Source organism: Streptomyces araujoniae, assembly GCF_050871195.1.
Classification (GTDB): domain Bacteria; phylum Actinomycetota; class Actinomycetes; order Streptomycetales; family Streptomycetaceae; genus Streptomyces; species Streptomyces bacillaris.
The window spans coordinates 286031-303102 of sequence record NZ_CP194070.1; the positions used below are offsets into that span (position 1 = coordinate 286031).

Consider the following 17072-nt stretch of genomic DNA (forward strand, 5'->3'; position numbering starts at 1 on the left):
GGATCCATCACCTACTGGGGGTCCGGCTCGACGCGGAGTCCGAGCGAGTCGTGGAGGGAGTGGTACGCGGAGTCCAGCTCCGCCGGGTCGTCGCCGTACAGCACGATGCGGCCGTAGGTGCCGCCTGCGGGGTCGTCGGCGGCTCGGACGCGGTCGCCGGGTTCGACGTCGAGCCAGACGCCGGGGGCGGCGAGCCCCCGGGGGTCGAAGGCGATCCGGCCCGCTGCCCCGAAGGTGACGCACCGGTACAGAACACGGCTCGCCGCGGGCGGCCTGCGGGTCACCGGCCGCCCGAGGGCGATCTCGGCGGCGGCACGCGTGAGGTCGATCCCGCCCACCCGCTCGACGGCGGCGCAGAGCTGCCCGCCGGGCGGCCGGGCGGCCACGTCGAGGAGTTCGGGCCCGTCCTGCGTCAGCCGCACCCGGATGTGGGAGACGCCGTGGTCGAAGCCGATGGCGGCCAGGGCCCGTACGCAGAACTGCTTCAGCTCCGTCTCCCGGGCCGGGTCGAGGCCGCCGGGGTGGTCGTAGCCGGTCTCGATCTGCGCCGGGCCGGGGCCGGTGTGCTGGGCCAATACGCAGACGACCTCGGTGACCCCGTCGGCGGTGAGGCTCTGCACGGCGTACTCGGGTCCTTCGGCGAACCTCTCGACCAGGAGCGCCGCGGGGCCGAGGAGCTCCGATGCCCGCTTCACGCCGTCCAGGTCGCGGCAGCGGAGCCGGCCCCGGCCGACCGCTCTCCGTACCACCACGGGCAGTCCCAGCCGCCGGGCCGCGGCGCGGGCGTCGGCCGGGTCGGCGACCGGCAGCGACACGGGTGTCCGTACGCCGCCGGCGGTCAGCGTCATGCGCAGGCGTGCCATGTCGTGGCAGGCCAGGGCGGCCGGGAGGCCGAGTCCGCGGACGCCGATCCGGGCGGCCGCGTAGGAGGCGAGCGGCAGATGGGCGTCGTAGACGGTGAAGACCCCTTCGAGCGGCCGGTCGGCGTGCTGGGCGCGCAGCGCCTTCTCCACCGCTCCCCAGTCGCCGAGGTCGAGGTCGAGGGGGACGTCGGCCCGGGCGGCCAGCTCCAGCGGCGCGGGGTCGTCGAGCAGCACGGTGTGGGCGCCGAGGGAGTCCAGGACGTCCACGACGCGGCGCCCCGAGAGGCAGGCCACGCTGGGGCGGTTGTCGGCGTTCATCAGCAGCACCGCCGGGTCAGGTCGAGCTGTTCCTCGGGGCCCTGGCAGCGCTGTTCCAGCCGCAGGCAGGAGGCGTGCAGCGCGGCCTGCTCCCCCCGGCCGGAGGTGCGCAGCGCCAGGTGGAGCGGGACGGGGTGGGCGCCGAGCTTGCGCTTCTCCATGCCGTTGGAGCGGCCGAGGTCGACGGTGGTGACGTCGGTGGCGACCGCGCTCTCGACGAGGCGGCCGCCCATCGCGCGGTAGGGGACGAAGGACGGCAGCCGTGCGGTGTCCAGGCCCGCCAGCCACATCGACCAGAGCGGACCGAACTGCCAGCCGGCGAAGACACCGACGGTCGCGCCGGCGGGGTCGGCGGCGGTGATGGAGCGTTCGAAGGGCGCCAGCCGGGTCCGCATCGCCCGGAGGAACGGACCGGGCAGCACGTCGGTCGGGGTGTCCCGGTCCCGCAGGAGGGAGTGGACCAGGCGGACCAGGCTGTCGGTGTCGGCCGGTTCGTCGAGCACCGTGTGGTCGCGTCCCGCGATGCGCCGCTCCCGGGCGAGCTTCCGGCGGCGGTGCCCCTCGGCGAACGCCCAATACTCCTGGACCGAGGGCGCATCGGTGGCGCAGCGGTAGGAGGTGGTGATGTGCGCCGTGGCGTACCCGTGGCGCATCAGCCGTCCGCCGAGCCGGTCCGCCGGTGCGTTGGCCACGCCCCAGACGCGGGCTCCGGCCGAGCGGGCGGTCTCCCCCAGTGCGCGGAGCAGGGCGTCGACGGCCGGGTCGTGGCCCGGTGCGGCCAGCGGACCGCCGTCCAGCGCGGCGAGGCTGTGCGCCAGGAGTACGGGGCCGGTGGGCGCGAACTCGCCCAGCTCCATGAGATAGGAGAGGCGGGGGCAGTCGTGCACCAGGTAGGCGGGGCAGACGCCGACGAGTTCGTCACCGCGGTAGGCGGCGAGGTGGCGGGGTTCGAACGCTCCGGGCGGGGCGTCCTCGAAGGCGGCCAGCCACTCCCAGCTGTGGAAGACGCTTCCGGAGGCCAGGCGGACGAGCCGGTTCCAGGCGTCGGCACCGGTGTCGTGGATCGTCGGCAGGGTCGCGATCCGGTACTCCGCGGCCGGCCGGCCGACCGGGTCGGTGAGGGTCATCGGCGCCATCTCAGCAGCACGACTTGAACTCGCGGCTGTCCGTCGCGGCCGGATCGAGGCCGTCGCCGAACACCACCTGGAGGTCCAGGGCCCGCCGTACCCGCTGCTCGGCCCGGTCGAGTCCGTCGGGGCTCTCCCCGTACACGACGATGCGGCCGTAGACCCCGCCTTGCGGGTCCTCCTTGGGCCGTACGGTCTCGCCCGGGGCGACCTCCAGCTCGACGACGGGGCTGCCGGGCCCCTCGCCGTCCGGTACGAAGGCGTCGTAGAGGAGCGTCCCCGGCGCGTCGAAGACGATGCTCGTGTAGCGGGCGAAGGGCACGGTCGGGCCGGGCGGCGGCTGTTCCAGGCCCAGCACCTGACGGGTGACGGCCTCCACCATGTCGACGCCGCTGACGGCGGTGGTCATCTCCACCAGACGTCCGCCGGGTCTGCGGGCGTTGACCTCGATGACGCGGAACCCGTCGGCGCCGAGCCGTACCTGGGTGTGGCTGATCCAGTCCCGCAGACCGAGCGCGTGGAGGGCGTCGCGCAGAAGTCCGTCGAGTTCCGCGCGGCGGGCGTCGTCCAGCCCGCACGGATACTCGTACCCCAGCTCCACGAAGACCGGCGGCGGGGTCGTGTGCTGCCGGAAGACGCTGAGGACCTGGGTGGTTCCGCCGCGGGTGAGGGTCTGGACGGCGAACTCGGGGCCGTCGACGTACTCCTCGATCAGCGCCCCCGGCAGCCCGTCGGCGACGAACCCGCCCAGGGCGCCGAAGGCGTCCCGGACCTCCGCCTCGCCGGTGCAGCACCGGACGCCGAACGCCCCGGCCCTGTCACGGGGTTTGACCACGACCGGGTAGCCGATGCGGGAGGCCTCCGACACGGCCTCGTCCTCGGTGGTGGCGAGCGCGAAGCGCGGTACGGGCAGGCCGGCGGCTTCGAGCACCGTACGTGTGCGGAGCTTGTCCCGGCAGTTCGCCACCGCCTCCTCGCCGGGCCCGGCGGCGTGCGGGGTCAGCAGCCGGCCGAGGTGGGCCATGAGCGGCAGACGCGGTTCGGTGTGGGTGAGCACCGCGGCGGGGGGCTCGCCGCCGAGTTCCTCGCGGATCGCGTCCGCCACGGCGTCCCAGTCGTCGAGGCCGATGTCCACATGGGCGTCGACCCAGGGCAGGCAGTGCCACGGAATCCGTTCGTCCAGCAGGACGACCCGGTGTCCGAGTTCCCTGACGACGCCGAACTCGCGCTCGCTGCGGCCGCCGAGCATCACGACGGGGCCGGTCGCGGGGGTGGATGGTTCAGGCACTGCCGTTGTCCTTCGTCGAGGTGGCCGGGCGGAGGGGCGGGGCGGTGGTGCTCAGCAGCAGGTGTTGGCCTTCTTCGCGGCGGCCGCGACCGCCTGCACGGCCGGGCGCTGGAGTTCGTCGAGCTTCATCGCCTCGACGATCCCGGCGATCTGGCCTATCTCCTCGTTCTTGAGGCCGAGCTTCTTGGCGGCGGCGAGGAAGGAGCGGACCGTCTCCTCGCGGTCCTGCATGAGAGCGGCGCAGAGGGCCACGGCGGCCCGGGTCTTCGGTTCGAGGGCGTCGTGGTCGAAGACCGCGCCGAAGAACTCCTGGTAGCTCTTGGAGAAGGCCGCGTGATGCTCGCCGACGCTCGGGGCGAGCTGGATGAGCTGGGTCGACACGGACTGCTGGGGCGTGGTCGCCATGGAGGCTCCTGTGGTCGGAGGGGTAAGGGTGGTTCAGCCGCGGGCGGCGAGATGACGGACCGTGGCGAGGGTGAGCAGCCCCGCCTTGTGCAGGGCGTCGGCCTCGATCCGTTCCGGGCCGTCGAGGGGTGAGTGGTAGTGCGCCGCTCCCAGCCCGACCCCGGCCGAGGGGAATCCCGCGGCCGCGTAGCGCCGGTTGTCGGATGCGACGGGTGCGGCGTGGAGGGGGATGCGCAGCCGGCGGCCGGACGCGTCGAGCGCCGCGATGAGATCGCCGGGCGCCGGGTCGGCCGGGCCGAGTTCGACGGCGACCTTGCCGTTGAACTTGCCGGCCATGTCGATGTTGAGCACATCGGGGCGCAGCTTCCGCTCACGCAGTTGCCGGGCGTGGTGCCCCGACCCCAGGGTGCCCATCTCCTCGCCGTCCAGGAGGGCGAAGGTGACGGGGCGGTCCAGCGGTTCGGCCCGGCCGAGGACCCGGGCGGCCTCGCAGAGCACGGCGGTGCCGCTGGCGTTGTCCCCGGCGCACGGGAAGTGCCGCCCGGGGTCGGAGCCCACCCCGTCGTAGTGGGCCGTCAGGAGGATCGGGCGGGCGTCGGGAACACGGCCCGGAAGGGTCGCGACGATGTTGGTGCCGACGGCGGGCACCCGCTCCAGCGGGACGTGGGCGGTGACGGTGCCGCCGGTCACGGCGTCGAGCAGCTCCGGCAGGAGGGCGACGACCGGCAGCCGTACGGGGGGCGGTCCCTGGACCCGCTTGGTCAGATAGCCGGAGGCGTCGGCGTGCTGGGCCACCAGGATCCCGACGGCACCGCGTGCCGCGCAGGTGTCGGCCAGTTCGGCGAAGCCGGTGCCGCGGGTGGAGCCGCGCACCACGGTCCAGCAGCCGGGCCGGGCGTCCTCGGAGGCGAGCGCCGAGACCGGCCGGGGCATCGGCGCGGAGCGGGGGTGCTCGGCGAACTCGGCGCGGTGGACGAGGTCGCGGACGAGCCCCGGCCCGTCCGCACCGCAGTACGGCGGCGCCGCCAGCCGCAGGACCCCCTCGATGGCGAAGTGCTCCAGGACCGGCCGGAGTCCGGCTCCGGTCAGCTCCGACACCAGGAATCGCGTCGCGAGGTCGTGGCCCGCGCTGCCCGGCGCCCGCCCCTCCATCTCCGGAACGCACAGGGCGCGCAGGGTGGCGAGGGCGCGTTCGGTGTCGAAGGGATCGGCCGTCCCGGGCTCCGGGGAGGGCCCCGGTCCGTGTGCCGTCTCGGTCATCGCGGGGGTGTCTTCCTCAGCCTGCCGCCGCGGGGTCACCGCAGCAGCTCCGGGGGGCTTCCTCGGCGGCGGGTTCGCCGCAGCAGCTGCTGCGGGCGGGCTCCGGCGCGCTCGCCGGCTCACCGCAGCAGCCGCCGCCCTGACCGCCGGGAACCGCGCCCGTGGCGTCGGCGGGCTCGCCGCAGCAGCCACCGGTGGTGGCCGCGGCGACCACGAGCGGTTCCGTGATGAAGCCCCCGACGGGTTCCTGCTCAGCCGCGCCGGACGGATCGCTGCTCATGCCCCTGCCCTCCGATCATTGATTCGATTAACGCCTACTTAAACAAGTATCGAATCAGTGTGATCGTCATGTCAATGGCAGCGACCGGGTTCACTCCCCCACGGCCACCGGGCCGCGCCCCCGCTCCCCGGCGCGCACACCGACCGCCGCCAGGAACGCCCTGATGAGCGGGTGGATGCCGGTCGGCGTGGAGGACAGTTCGGGCTGGAAGAGGCTGCCGATGAAGAAGGGGTGGTCGGGCAGTTCGACGGCCCTCGGCGCCTTCTCCGCGTCCCAGCCGCTGATCCGGAGCGGACCGGAGCGCAGCGCGTCCTCGTAGACCGGGTTGAGGCCGTACTTGCAGTGATAGGTCTCCACCGCCGACTCGCGCCCCGGATAGACGGAGGCGAGCCGGCTGCCGGCGGCGAAGTGGAGCGGTGCGGTCTCCCCCACGAGGGAGCAGGCCAGCGGGACGATGAGCGGGGTGGCGGCCTCCGCGTCGTACTGCACGTCCTCCGCGTCCTCGATGCCCAGGACGTTGCGGCTGTACTCGATCAGCGCGTGCTGGAAGCCGCCGCACGTGCCCAGGTAGGGGATGCCCTCCGTACGGGCGGTGCGGATGGCCAGCAGGGCGCCGGCCTGGCTCACGTACGGCGAGCCGGGCACCACCCAGATCCCGTCGTACGTGCCGATGGCGTCGGTCACCGTGGCGGTGGGCAGCCAGTCGACCTCCACACCGAGGTGCGGGACCAGTTCGTCGAACCTGGCGTGGGCGGGTACGCGGTCGCTGCGGTCGCCCACGAGGGCGAGTCTCGGCCGGACGGTCATCAACGTGCCTCCTTGATTGCGGAACAGGCCTGTACGGATGGGACTCGCCGCGCTACGGACGTACCGTCACCACAGCGCACGCCCGGTCATGGCGGGCGCCGGGCCGAGTCCGAGGAGCGACAGCACACTGGGGGCGATGTCGGCGAGCGTGGCGGTCCCCGTCGGCGGTGCGGCCTCCCGGCCCGGCGCCGGGACCAGCACGGCGGGCACGGGGTTGGTGGTGTGGCCGCCGTAGGGGCGGCTCGCCCCGCCCGCTCCGGCGAGCATCTTCTCCGCGTTGCCGTGGTCGCCGACCAGGACCATCCAGCGCCCCGTCTCGCTCGCGACCCGGCACAGGGCCGCCACGGCCCGGTCGGTGTGTTCGGCGGCCCGGACGGTGGCCGCGTACTCCCCGGTGTGGCCGACCACGTCGATGTTGGCCAGGTTGGCCACCACCAGCGGTACGTCGTCGCGCCGGGCGGCCGCGCCGATCGCCTCGGTGACCCGGCCGATGTTCATCTCCGGGGCGGCCCGGTGGTCCGGCCTCCCGGCGGCGGCGATCCTGACGTGTTCCTCCAGCGGGGCCGGGCCGGCCTTCCGGCCGTTGAGGTAGTACGTCACGTGCTCGAACTTCTCGGCCTCCGCGATGCGCACCGACCGCACCCCGCACTCCGCGAGCCGGTCGGCCAGCCCGCCCCCGGCGTCGGCCCGGTGGACCAGGGCGGGGATGGGCGCCTCGGTGTCGTACTGGGCGAGGCTGAGGAAGGTGACGCCCCGGCCCGCGAGTCCGCTGTGGAGACGGTCGGCGAGCTGCTGGACGCGGTCGCTGCGGAAGTTGGTGAAGAGGACGACGTCACCGTCCCGGACCGGGCCGAGCGGCTGCCCGTCGGCGCCGGTGACGACGCAGGGCTCCACCCACTCGTCCCCGCTGCCGCCCGTCGCCAGGGCCTCCTCGGGCTTCCCGATCCGGTGGCCCGTACCGTCCTCGATGGCGCGGGCCGCCCGTTCGGTCAGCGCGAGGTCGCCGCTCTTGTCCAGGGCGTATCCGCGGCCGATGACCGTGGCGATGCTTCCGACGCCCGCTTCGGCGGTGTATCCCCCGACCGTGGCGAGGTGGTGGGCGGCGGTGCCGTCCGCCACGTCCCGGCCGTCGGTGATCGCGTGGATCCGTACGGCGGGCACGGCGAACAGGGCCGCGATGCGCAGGAGTTCACGCAGGTGGCGCACGTGGGAGTGGATCATGCCGTCGGAGGCCAGGCCGATCAGATGGAGCGAGCCGCCGGTGGCCGCGAGGCCGGTGAGCGCGGCGCCCAGGGCCTCGTGCGACCGCAGACCGCCGGTGTCGATCCGCTCCTCCACGAGGACGCTGTCGTAGGGGACGGGCCGTCCCGCGCCGATGACGATGTGGCCGATCTCGGAGTTGCCGACCGTGCCGGGCAGCAGGCCGACGGCGCTCCCCGACGCCTCCGCGAGGACGGCGGCCGGAGTCGCGCGCAGCCGGTCGAGACACGGCGTGTCGGCCGCCGCGAGGGCGTTGCCCTCGCCGGGCTCCGCGTGCCCCCAGCCGTCGAGCACCAGCAGGATGCCCGGCCGTACGGCGCTCACAGCGTGCTGGTGGTCGGGCCGGCGAGGGTGTCCAGCTTCTGCCAGAAGGTCGGGAAGGACTTGGCGACACACCCCGGGTCCTTGATCACCACCCCTGGTGTGCGCAGCCCCGCGACGGCGAAGCACATGGCGATCCGGTGGTCGTCGTAGGTGTCGATGACGGCGCCGCGGGGTGTGCCGCCGGTGATGGTCAGCGCGTCGGCGTGCTCCTCGACGGTGACGCCCATCTTCCGCAGCTCGGTGGCGACGGCGGCGATCCGGTCGCACTCCTTGATCCGCAGGCTGGCGATGTTGCTGATGTGGGTGGTGCCTTCGGCGAAGGCCGCGACGACGGCGAGGGTCGGGACCACGTCCGGCATGGTCTCCATGTCGATGTCGATCCCGCGCAGGTCGCCTCCCGTCAGGGTGACGGAGTCGTCGGTGACCTCCGCCGAGCATCCCATCCGGGTCAGGGCGGCGACCAGGCCGACGTCCCCCTGGTGCGATCCCGCGCCGATGCCGGGCAGGGTGACGGTGCCGCCGAGGACCGCGGCGGCGGCGAGGAAGTAGGACATGCCGGAGGCGTCGGGCTCCACCCGGACCGTGCCGCCGCGCAGCTTCTGGCCCGCGGCGACGGCGAACCGGCGGTAGCCGTCCCGCTCGACGGTCACGCCCATCTCCGCGAGGGCGGCCACCGTCATGTCGACGTACGGCTTGGAGACCAGTTCGTCGACGAGATGGATCTCGGTGTCCCGCTCGGCGCGCGTGGCGTTGATCAGCAGGCTGGAGGTGAACTGCGAGCTGACGGCCCCGCTGATGCGCGTCGAGCCGCCCCGGAAGCTCGGTCCGGTGACCCGGACGGGCGGGCTGCCGTTGCCCCGTACGGCTTCCGCCGTGACTCCGAGGCCGGGCAGCGCGTCGAGCAGGGAGCCCATCGGCCGCTCCTGCATGCGGGCGGTTCCGGTGAGGACGGTGGTGCCCTCGGCGTGCCCCGCCATCGCGATGAGGATCCGGATCGGGGTGCCGGCCGCGCCGACGTACACCTCCTCCGCCGGGGCGCGCATGGGGCGGCCGGTCGGCGTCACGGTGATGCGCTCCGCGCCCGCGTCGACCTCGGCCTCGACATGGCCGAACCGGGTCAGCGCATCGGCCAGGTACCGGGTGTCGTCGCAGACGAGGGCGCCCTCGATGACGGTCGGCTCGCCGGAGAGCGAGGCCAGGGCGAGATAGCGGTTGGAGTAGCTCTTGGAGCCGAGGACCCGGACGGTCTCCCGGAAGGCGCCCAGCGGCCGGATCGTGACGCTCTCGGCCTTCAGTCGCGGATCGGTCTCGACAGGACTCAACGCGTCTCCCCGGGGTCGTTGGCGTCGAACGCCAGTGGCAACGGGGAAGAGCTTGCGGGGTCGCACCACGGCGGAGAAAGTTCCCGGCCAGGCAGCAAGTTGCCCGGCAACTACCTGTCCGAGCACTGACGTTGGCCGAAATCGATCACCAACCGACATGCGGCCGTGCTAACTTGAAGACATTCGAAGCAGCAGCACATCTCGGGGGACGGATGTCGCAACCGCTGGGACTCGACGAACTGACGCACGCGGTCTACCGCTTCGCGCTCGGCCGTCCGGGCTGTACGGCAGAGGACGTGCTGAGCGGTCTGGACGCGCCGCGTGAGGACGTCCGGCGCAGCGTGGACCGCCTGCTGGACCTGTCGCTGCTCCGCCCCCTGTCGGGGACGCTCGTCCCGGCGAAACCCTCCCTGGCCCTGCGGACCGTGCTCCAGCAGCGGCAGGCCGAGATCATGAGCAGGCAGCAGGAGTTCGCCGACATCAAGGAGGCGGCCGACCGGCTGGCCGAGGAGTACGAGGTGGCCCAGCCCTCGCCCTCGCACTCCGGCTGGGAGCGGCTGGAGTCGCAGGCGGCGGTGCTGGCCCGGATGGAGCGCCTCGCCGGGCGGGCGACGGCCGGGTGCATGTCCCTGCTGCCCGCGGAGACCGTCGGGGAGGAGGCGCTGCTCGCGCGGCGCCCGCTCGACCAGCACATGCTGGAGCGCGGCCTCTCCGTCTGGAACATCCACCTGGAGAGCGTCTACAACGACCGCGCCGCCCTCGGCTACGCCCGCTGGCTGGCGCGGGACGGCGGACAGGTGGGGACGGTACCGACGCTGCCGATGTGGCTCGTCGTCTACGACCGCTCCACCGCGCTCGTCCCGATCGATCCCAGGAACCCGGCGGCGGGGGCCGTGCAGGTGAGCGGTGCGGGGTTCCTGGCCGGCCTGGTGGCGCTCTTCGAGCGGCTCTGCGAGACCATGCGGCCGCTGGACTCACGGAGCTGCGGCGCGCAGGACCAGCCCACGCCCATGGAGAAGGAGATCCTCCGTCTGATGGGCCAGGGGCTGACCGACGACGCCGTACGCAAGAAGCTCGGCGTGGGGCTGCGCACCGCCCGCCGGATGATCGCGGACCTGATGGAGCGGCTGGACGCCCGGAGCAGGTTCGAGGCGGGGGCCAACGCCGTCGACCGGGGCTGGCTGCAGCCGTGCGCCTGCGGCAGCGACCGGGCCCTGTCCGCCCGGCAGGAACGGCCGTCGGAGGCGGCGGTCGCACCGGCTCCGGAGCTGCGCGCCGTGTCGCCGCTCTGAGGAGCGGAGGAGCGCGGGCTCAGACGCCGCAGGGCTGGGGCACCGGGTCCACCGCGAGGAGGCCGGAGAGCATGCCCAGACGGTCGCGCCGGGCCCGGTAGTAGACCCAGGTGCCGCGGCGCTCGGAGGTGACGAGCCCCGCCTCCCGCAGGATCTTGAGGTGGTACGAGATCGTCGGCGCGGAGAGGTCGAAGGGGCCGGTCAGGTCGCAGACGCAGACCTCTTCCCCGGCGGCCGAGGCGATCATGGAGAACAGCCGCAGCCGGATCGTGTCACCCAGCGCCTTGAACATCTTGGCCATGTCGGACGCCCGCTCGGCCTCCAGCGGGGCGGCGGTGACGGGCGGGCAGCAGGGCTCTGGGGAAACTACGTCCGGGGTTGACACCCCTCCAGTTTCACAGCGGTCTAATTATTCTGCAAGCAGCTTGCGGAACGGTCGTCCCGGTGCCCCGACGGCGGGGCCCCGCCTCCGGCGGAGGGGTGGGCGGAGGCGGGGCCGGGATGCCCGGCGGGGTGGACTCGCACGGAGGGGCCCACCGGGCTGGTCGAGGGGTCAGGAGGGTTTCCTCGTGACCCGGCAGGCGAAGCACTTGTACGCCTGCTGGCCGGAGAGGTTGTCGTAGTACTGATCGTCGACGAGGGCGTTCACGGCCTCGTACCGGGTGCCGCCGAGCTCCTCGGCGAGACGCTGGGCGGGGCCGAAGGTGTTCGGGACGAACACGGTGTCCTCGCGGATGCCCGGCCAGTACAGCGCGGTGGCCGTGACCCGGCCGCGCGGGCTCTCCACGACGACCTCGTCCCGGTCGTCGATGCCCAGCCGCCGGGCGGTGGCCGGATGGATCTGCAGGAAGCGGATCCCGTTGAGCCGCGCGCCGGTGGGCGTCCAGTGGGTGACCGTCGCGAAGTGGGCCACACCGGGGCGGCCCGTCATCCCCATCAGGGGGTAGTCCCGGTGCACCGCCCCGTCGCCCCGCACCCCCAGCCGCACCGGGTGGGTGAGGGCCTGCGGGTTGACCGGGCTGGTGACGAACCGCTTCTCGTACGCGAGGGTCGGGTGCGCCCCGGTCACCTCGGGGTGGGTGTAGAAGTCGGGTAGGGCCCGGTGGCCGGCGACGGCGAGACTCCGGTCGAGCGAGCGTGTGAAGATCTCGATCTTTCCGCTCGGTGTGAGGAACCGCTGCCCCGGCGCACCGCCGAGCGACACCGCCGCCGCGTACCAGGAGGGGTGGTCCTGGTAGAGGGCGCTGACGCCGGGGTGGCGCGGTGTGGGGCAGGGCCAGCGCAGCGGCTCCGTCCGCCCGCGCAGGCGCCGCTCCGTCATCCCGCCCATCCCCGGGGTGTGCCGGACGAACTCGGCCCACAGGACGGAGTAGTCCTTCCAGGCCCGGGGGAACGCGTCGGTCCAGTAGGCCGCGCCCTTGCGCCGGTCGTTGCGGCCGAGGGCGTGGGCGAGGTCGATCCAGATCTCCCAGTCCGGCCTGGACTCGCCGCAGCGCGGTACGGCGGCCTGCTGCCAGCGGATCGCCCGGTCGTCGCGCCGCATGTAGACGCCGTCGTACTCCAGCGGGGAGCTGACGGGCAGGATCACGTCGGCGTAGTGGGCGGCCTCCTCCATGAACAGGCCGGTGTAGACGTAGAAGTCGAGCCGGCGGTAGGCCTCCTTGACCTTCTCCGTGTTGGCGGAGGAGATGAGCGGATTGCCCTGGGTGATGAGGGCCTTGAGCCGGTAGGGCCGGCCGGTGAGGACGGACTGGGCGAAGTAGTCGGGGCCGACGGGGAGGGCCTGGCCGGGGTCGGGGGTCCGTACGGTCAGGGCCGGCAGGTGCAGGTCTCCGGGCCAGGTGTTGTGCATGAAGTTGCAGCCCGCGCCGAGCTTGCCGATGTTCCCGGTGACGGCCGCCAGGAACGTGAGGACGCGATAGGTGTCGAAGGCCCCGAGCTGGTGGGAGATCCCGGCGTTGCAGAAGAGCGCGGCGGACCGGGCCCGGGCGTAGTCGCGGGCGGTGCGGCGGATGGTCGCCGCCGGGACGCCGGTGACGGCGGCGGCCCACTCCGGGGTGTAGCCGGAGGCCGCCATGTGCGCCTTGAGCTCGTCGAACCCGAGCACCCACCGCCGGACGAACTCCCGGTCGTGCAGCCCCTGGTCGAGGATGTGGTGCAGCATCCCCAGGGCGAGCGCGAGGTCGGTGTGGGGCTTGGGGGCGATCCAGTCGTCGGCGACGGCGGCGGTCGCGGTCCGCCGGGGGTCGACCACCACCAGCCGGGCGCCCGTCCGCGCGCGGCCGCGCAGCAGGTAGTCGAAGGTGACGGGGTGGGTCTCGGCCTGGTTGGTGCCGAGGAGGAGGTAGTAGTCGGCCGAGCCCAGGTCGTCCTTGCCGGTGGCGCCGTCGGTGCCGTAGCCGTTGGTGAAGTTGCCCAGGCCGAAGGTCGCCTTCAGGGCGTTTCCGCCCGCGTCGTTGCAGACGGGTCCGACGTCGGTGTTGTTGGGGCTGCCCAGCAGCGCGAACAGCCGGGCCACCAGGGAGCCCGTCCCGCGGGGCAGCCGGCCGGTGGTGCGGTTGGCGACGGAGGCGGCCTCGCCCTTGTCCCGCAGGGCGAGGAGCCGCCGGGCGATGACGTCGAGCGCCTCGTCCCAGGTGGCCCTGCGGAAGGTGGAGTCCTCGGAGCCCTTGCGGCCGCCGGTGCGGATCAGCGGATGCGTCAGGCGCAGCGGGTTGTGCGCCAGCTCCGCCATCATCGGGGCCTTCACACAGATGTTGCCGTTCTGTACGGGGTCGTCGGCGCCGCTCCGGACGGCGATGACGCGGTCGGCCCGTACGTCGACCGACAGCGAGCAGTTCGCGTTGCAGAACTGGCAGGCGCTGGTCACGGTCCGGTCGGGCTCCATGGCCGCCGAGCCCTCGGTGAAGTCCAGCGGCTCCGTCCCGTCGGCCGTGGGGGCGGGAGCGGTGGCCGTGGACCCGTCCGCCGCGCCGGCCGGTGGCGCCCCCACCACCAGCGCGGCGCTGGTGAGCGCGGCACCCTGGACCAACTTCCGCCTGCTGACTGGGGTGTTGTTCTTCGTCACGTCCGGCTCCCCCTGAGGTGTGTGAGGCGTCGTGAGCCTAGGGGCGGGGCAGCGGCACTGTCTAGATATTCATCTAATCAAGTGGTTACAGTGGCGTGACGATCCAGGGGCGTGCGACGCCCCTCGTCCCCATGCCCCGACGCCCTACGTCGGTTGTGCGAACGCGAACGAGGAGGTGGACATGGACCCGTGCGTCTGCACCGGGCCCCCTGTCGGCGCCTCCGCCCGGCCGGGCCCGTCCCGGGGCGGCAGCTCCCGCCGCAGGCGCTCGGCGCGGGCCCTCTCCCTCGCCACCACCGGTGCCCTGACGGCCGGCTGCGCGCACGCCCTGGCCACCGGCACCGCCCTCACTCCCGCCGCGCTGGCGGCCGGGGGCGCGGTGGCGCTGGCCGTCGTCCACCCGCTGGCGGGGCGCCGGCCGTCCGTCGCCCTGGGCACCACCGCACTGACCCTCCTCCAGGCCGTACTGCACCTGCTGTTCGGCGCGCTGACCCCCTCGGCACCGGCGGCCCACGCCCTGGCGGACACGGCCCACGGCCACGGGGCGGCGCTCCATCCGGGCGCACTGCCCCTGCCGACGCCGCCCATGCTGTGCGGCCATCTCCTCGCCGCGGCGGCGCTTGCCTGGCTGCTGCACCGGGGGGAGCTCGCCACGGAGCAGCTCTCGGCCCCCGGCCGGTCACCGGTGCTCGCGGCGCTGCGCCGGGCGGTCCTCACCCTGCGCCGCCGCCCCTGCCTGGGACAGTGCTCGCTGCCCCGGGTGCCGGAGCGCGCCTTCCCGCTCCCCCGCCGACGCCAACGGGCGCTCGGCACCGTCATCCTGACGGCTCATGAGGTGACGCGGCGCGGCCCGCCCGGCGGGCTCCCCGCACCCGGCTGACCGGCCCTTCGATCGCCGCACCCGGTGCGGGACAGCGCCGTCCCCCTCTGTCCTGCCCGCCGCCCCGCCAACGCGGGGACCGGCGCGCGCACCTCACCCCGGAGCGATCCGACCATGCGTACTTCCGCACGCCTGTGCACCCTCGTCGCCGCCACCGCCATCGGCCTGATGACCGTCGCCGCACCCGCCTCTGCCCATGTGTCCGTCCAGCCCGAGGGCACGGCCGCCCGGGGCGGCTACGCCACGGTGAACGTCAAGGTGCCCAACGAGCGCGACAACGCCTCGACCGTGAAGGTCGAGATGTCCCTGCCCGCCGAGCACCCGCTGTCGTCCGTCATGCCCGAGCCGGTTCCCGGCTGGGAGATCGAGGTCGCCAAGTCCCCGCTCGACAAGCCGCTGGAGGTCCACGGAAGGAAGATCACCGAAGCCGTCTCCAAGGTGACCTGGACGGCCACCGGCAAGGGCATCGAGCCCGGGTACTTCCAGAAGTTCCCGCTCTCCCTGGGGCGGCTCCCCGAGAACACCGACCAGCTGGTCCTCAAGTCGGTGCAGACCTACGGCAACAAGGAGGTCGTGCGCTGGATCGAGGTGCCCGAGGAGGGCCGGGAGGCCGAACACCCGGCCCCCGTACTGGCGTTGTCGGCGGCGGACGCGGGCCACGGCACGGCCGGGCCCTCGGCCGGGGCGGCACCGACGGCCGCCGCGCAGGACTCCGGCGTGCGGAAGGCCGAGGGGGACGGCACCGACACCACGGCCCGCTGGCTCGGCGTCACCGGTCTGCTCCTGGGGGCCCTCGGCATCGCCGCGGCCCTCTTCACCGGCCGCCGGCGCACCGGCGCCTGACGGGCGGCCCCTCATGACGATCACCGCTCCCCGTCTCCGCCTGTGGGTCCTCGCCCTCGTCGCGGGCGTCGGCCTGCTGCTCGGAGGCGCGGCCCCGGCCACCGCGCACGCCGTGCTCACCGACACCGCACCGGCCCGGGGAGCGGTGGTCGCCGAGCCTCCCGCCCAGGTGGAACTGGTCTTCAGCGAGACGGTGTCGGCGTCCGGGGACGGCATCCGGGTGCTGGACCCCGCGGGCCGCCGGGTGGACGACGCAAAGCCCGTGGCGAGGGGAGGCGGCCGCTACGCCGTCGGCCTGTCCGGCCCGGCGGCCCGGGGCACGTACACCGTGACCTATCAGGTCGAGTCGGCCGACAGCCACCCCGTCGCGGGCGCGTTCACCTTCTCGGTGGGCGAGCCGTCGGCCACCGCGGTCGTGCCGACCGTGCGCGATCCGGACGCCGGGTGGGTCGGCCGCTTGTACACGGCGGCCCGGTTCGGCGCGTACACCGGCATGATCGTCATGACCGGCGGCGCCCTGCTGCTCCTGCTGTGCGGAGCGCGCGGCGAGAGCCTCCCCACGGTCCGGCGGTCGACGGCCGGCGCCTGGGCCCTGCTCTGCGCGTGCACGCTCGCCCTGCTCCTGCTGCGCGGCGCGTACGTCGGAGCGGGAGGCCCGGCGGACGTCGTCTCCGGTTCACGGCTGGCGGAGACCGTACGGACCAAGCCCGGCGCGCTCCTCCTGCTCCGGCTGGCGGTGCTGCTCTGCTGCGCCGTGGTGTGGCGGTTCCGGGACCGGGTGCGGCGGGCGCTCTCCGGCCGGCGGCCCGCCCGCGGGGGCGTGCTCGCCGCGGCGGCCGTCGCCGGGACGGCGCTCGCCTGGACCTGGGCGAGCGCCGAGCACGCGTCGACGGGGCCGCTGCCGTACCTCTCGATGCCGGTCGACGCGGCGCATCTCCTCGCCGCCGGAACCTGGGTGGGCGGGCTGCTCGTGCTGGCGTGGGCGCTGCTCCGCGCCGGTGACACCGTCCCGCCGGGGGCCGTCGTCCGGTTCTCCGGGGTCGCGTTCGCCAGTGTGTGCGTCCTCGCGGTGACCGGCCTCTACCAGTCCTGGCGTCAGGTCGGCACGCTCTCCGCCCTGGTGGAGACGCCCTTCGGCCGGCTGCTCCTGCTCAAGGCGGCGGGGGTCGGGCTCATGCTCGGCCTGGCGCTGCTGTCGCACCGCTGGACGAGGCGGCTCAAGGGGGCGGGGGACCGCGCGCCCCTGCGTGCCCTGCGGCGCTGGGTGGGCGCCGAGGCGGTCGTCGGGCTGTGCGTGATCGCGGCCACCACGGCCCTGGTCTCCACCCAGCCGGCCCGGACGCAGTCGTCGGCCCCGGCCGCCGGTACGGGAGCCTCCGCCGCGGTCTCCCTCCGGCCGGAGTTCGACACGGGAGGGTCGGGGGGCCGGGGTTTCGCGGACGTCGTGGTCGACCCGGGCCGCCGCGGCCCCAACGCCGTACACGTGACGCTGACCGGACCGGACGGGGACCTCCTGGACGCACCCGAGGTCCGGGCCTCGCTGACCTCCCGTACCGGGTCGATCGGGCCCCTGCCCGTACCGGTCGAGCGGGTCTCCGAGGGGCATTGGACCGTCTCCGGCGTCCAGCTGCCGGTGGCGGGCCGCTGGGACCTCTCCCTGACCGTACGGACCTCGGAGTTCGATCAGACCACCGTGAAGGATTCGTTCGAGATCCCGTGAGGCGGTGGACCCGGTA

The 17072-nt window shown here is 74.0% G+C and carries 15 protein-coding genes; 4 read left to right on the forward strand and 11 right to left on the reverse strand.

What is annotated here, in order from left to right:
- Nucleotides 1-11: 11 nt before the first annotated feature.
- The 9 genes from ACQ9ZG_RS01085 to aroA form a co-directional block, all read right to left on the reverse strand.
- Complete coding sequence (locus ACQ9ZG_RS01085) at nt 12-1181, reverse strand: ATP-grasp domain-containing protein (RefSeq protein WP_499279659.1); 1170 nt, start codon at nt 1179-1181, stop codon at nt 12-14.
- Nucleotides 1181-2308 (reverse strand): GNAT family N-acetyltransferase, encoded by a 1128-nt coding sequence (locus ACQ9ZG_RS01090; protein WP_109916347.1) that lies wholly within the window; start codon nt 2306-2308, stop codon nt 1181-1183. Before ACQ9ZG_RS01090 ends, ACQ9ZG_RS01085 begins: the two co-directional genes overlap by 1 nt.
- Before the next feature lie 10 nt (nt 2309-2318).
- Nucleotides 2319-3596, reverse strand: a complete 1278-nt coding sequence (locus ACQ9ZG_RS01095) for an ATP-grasp domain-containing protein (protein WP_109916345.1) — start codon at nt 3594-3596, stop codon at nt 2319-2321.
- A 51-nt stretch (nt 3597-3647) separates the two neighbouring features.
- Nucleotides 3648-4001, reverse strand: a complete 354-nt coding sequence (locus ACQ9ZG_RS01100) for a carboxymuconolactone decarboxylase family protein (protein WP_018491302.1) — start codon at nt 3999-4001, stop codon at nt 3648-3650.
- 33 nt (nt 4002-4034) lie between these two features.
- Nucleotides 4035-5261, reverse strand: a complete 1227-nt coding sequence (locus tag ACQ9ZG_RS01105) for a M28 family metallopeptidase (protein ID WP_258312256.1) — start codon at nt 5259-5261, stop codon at nt 4035-4037.
- 16 nt (nt 5262-5277) lie between these two features.
- A complete protein-coding gene (locus ACQ9ZG_RS01110) occupies nt 5278-5541 on the reverse strand; it encodes a hypothetical protein (RefSeq protein ID WP_099220295.1) in 264 nt (87 codons plus the stop codon).
- Between the two features lie 90 nt (nt 5542-5631).
- On the reverse strand, nt 5632-6348 hold the full coding sequence (locus ACQ9ZG_RS01115; protein WP_109914632.1) for a CTP synthase C-terminal region-related (seleno)protein: 717 nt from the start codon (nt 6346-6348) through the stop codon (nt 5632-5634).
- A gap of 66 nt (nt 6349-6414) precedes the next feature.
- On the reverse strand, nt 6415-7932 hold the full coding sequence (gene gpmI, locus ACQ9ZG_RS01120) for a 2,3-bisphosphoglycerate-independent phosphoglycerate mutase (RefSeq protein WP_499279662.1): 1518 nt from the start codon (nt 7930-7932) through the stop codon (nt 6415-6417).
- Complete coding sequence (gene aroA / locus ACQ9ZG_RS01125; RefSeq protein ID WP_109916801.1) at nt 7929-9254, reverse strand: 3-phosphoshikimate 1-carboxyvinyltransferase; 1326 nt, start codon at nt 9252-9254, stop codon at nt 7929-7931. Before aroA ends, gpmI begins: the two co-directional genes overlap by 4 nt.
- Before the next feature lie 212 nt (nt 9255-9466).
- On the opposite strand from aroA, the gene ACQ9ZG_RS01130 reads away from it, so the two are divergent.
- On the forward strand, nt 9467-10546 hold the full coding sequence (locus ACQ9ZG_RS01130) for a helix-turn-helix transcriptional regulator (RefSeq protein WP_499279663.1): 1080 nt from the start codon (nt 9467-9469) through the stop codon (nt 10544-10546).
- A gap of 19 nt (nt 10547-10565) precedes the next feature.
- On the opposite strand, the gene ACQ9ZG_RS01135 is transcribed toward ACQ9ZG_RS01130, so the two are convergent.
- Both ACQ9ZG_RS01135 and ACQ9ZG_RS01140 read right to left on the reverse strand, forming a co-directional pair.
- Nucleotides 10566-10847 (reverse strand): ArsR/SmtB family transcription factor, encoded by a 282-nt coding sequence (locus tag ACQ9ZG_RS01135; protein WP_050451288.1) that lies wholly within the window; start codon nt 10845-10847, stop codon nt 10566-10568.
- 252 nt (nt 10848-11099) lie between these two features.
- On the reverse strand, nt 11100-13613 hold the full coding sequence (locus ACQ9ZG_RS01140) for a molybdopterin-containing oxidoreductase family protein (protein WP_109917064.1): 2514 nt from the start codon (nt 13611-13613) through the stop codon (nt 11100-11102).
- Between the two features lie 181 nt (nt 13614-13794).
- On the opposite strand from ACQ9ZG_RS01140, the gene ACQ9ZG_RS01145 reads away from it, so the two are divergent.
- The 3 genes from ACQ9ZG_RS01145 (at nt 13795) to ACQ9ZG_RS01155 (ending at nt 17056) form a co-directional block, all read left to right on the forward strand.
- A complete protein-coding gene (locus ACQ9ZG_RS01145) occupies nt 13795-14493 on the forward strand; it encodes a hypothetical protein (RefSeq protein ID WP_499279664.1) in 699 nt (232 codons plus the stop codon).
- Between the two features lie 114 nt (nt 14494-14607).
- Complete coding sequence (locus tag ACQ9ZG_RS01150; RefSeq protein WP_499279666.1) at nt 14608-15336, forward strand: YcnI family copper-binding membrane protein; 729 nt, start codon at nt 14608-14610, stop codon at nt 15334-15336.
- Between the two features lie 13 nt (nt 15337-15349).
- On the forward strand, nt 15350-17056 hold the full coding sequence (locus tag ACQ9ZG_RS01155) for a copper resistance CopC/CopD family protein (RefSeq protein WP_499279667.1): 1707 nt from the start codon (nt 15350-15352) through the stop codon (nt 17054-17056).
- Nucleotides 17057-17072 lie beyond the last annotated feature (16 nt).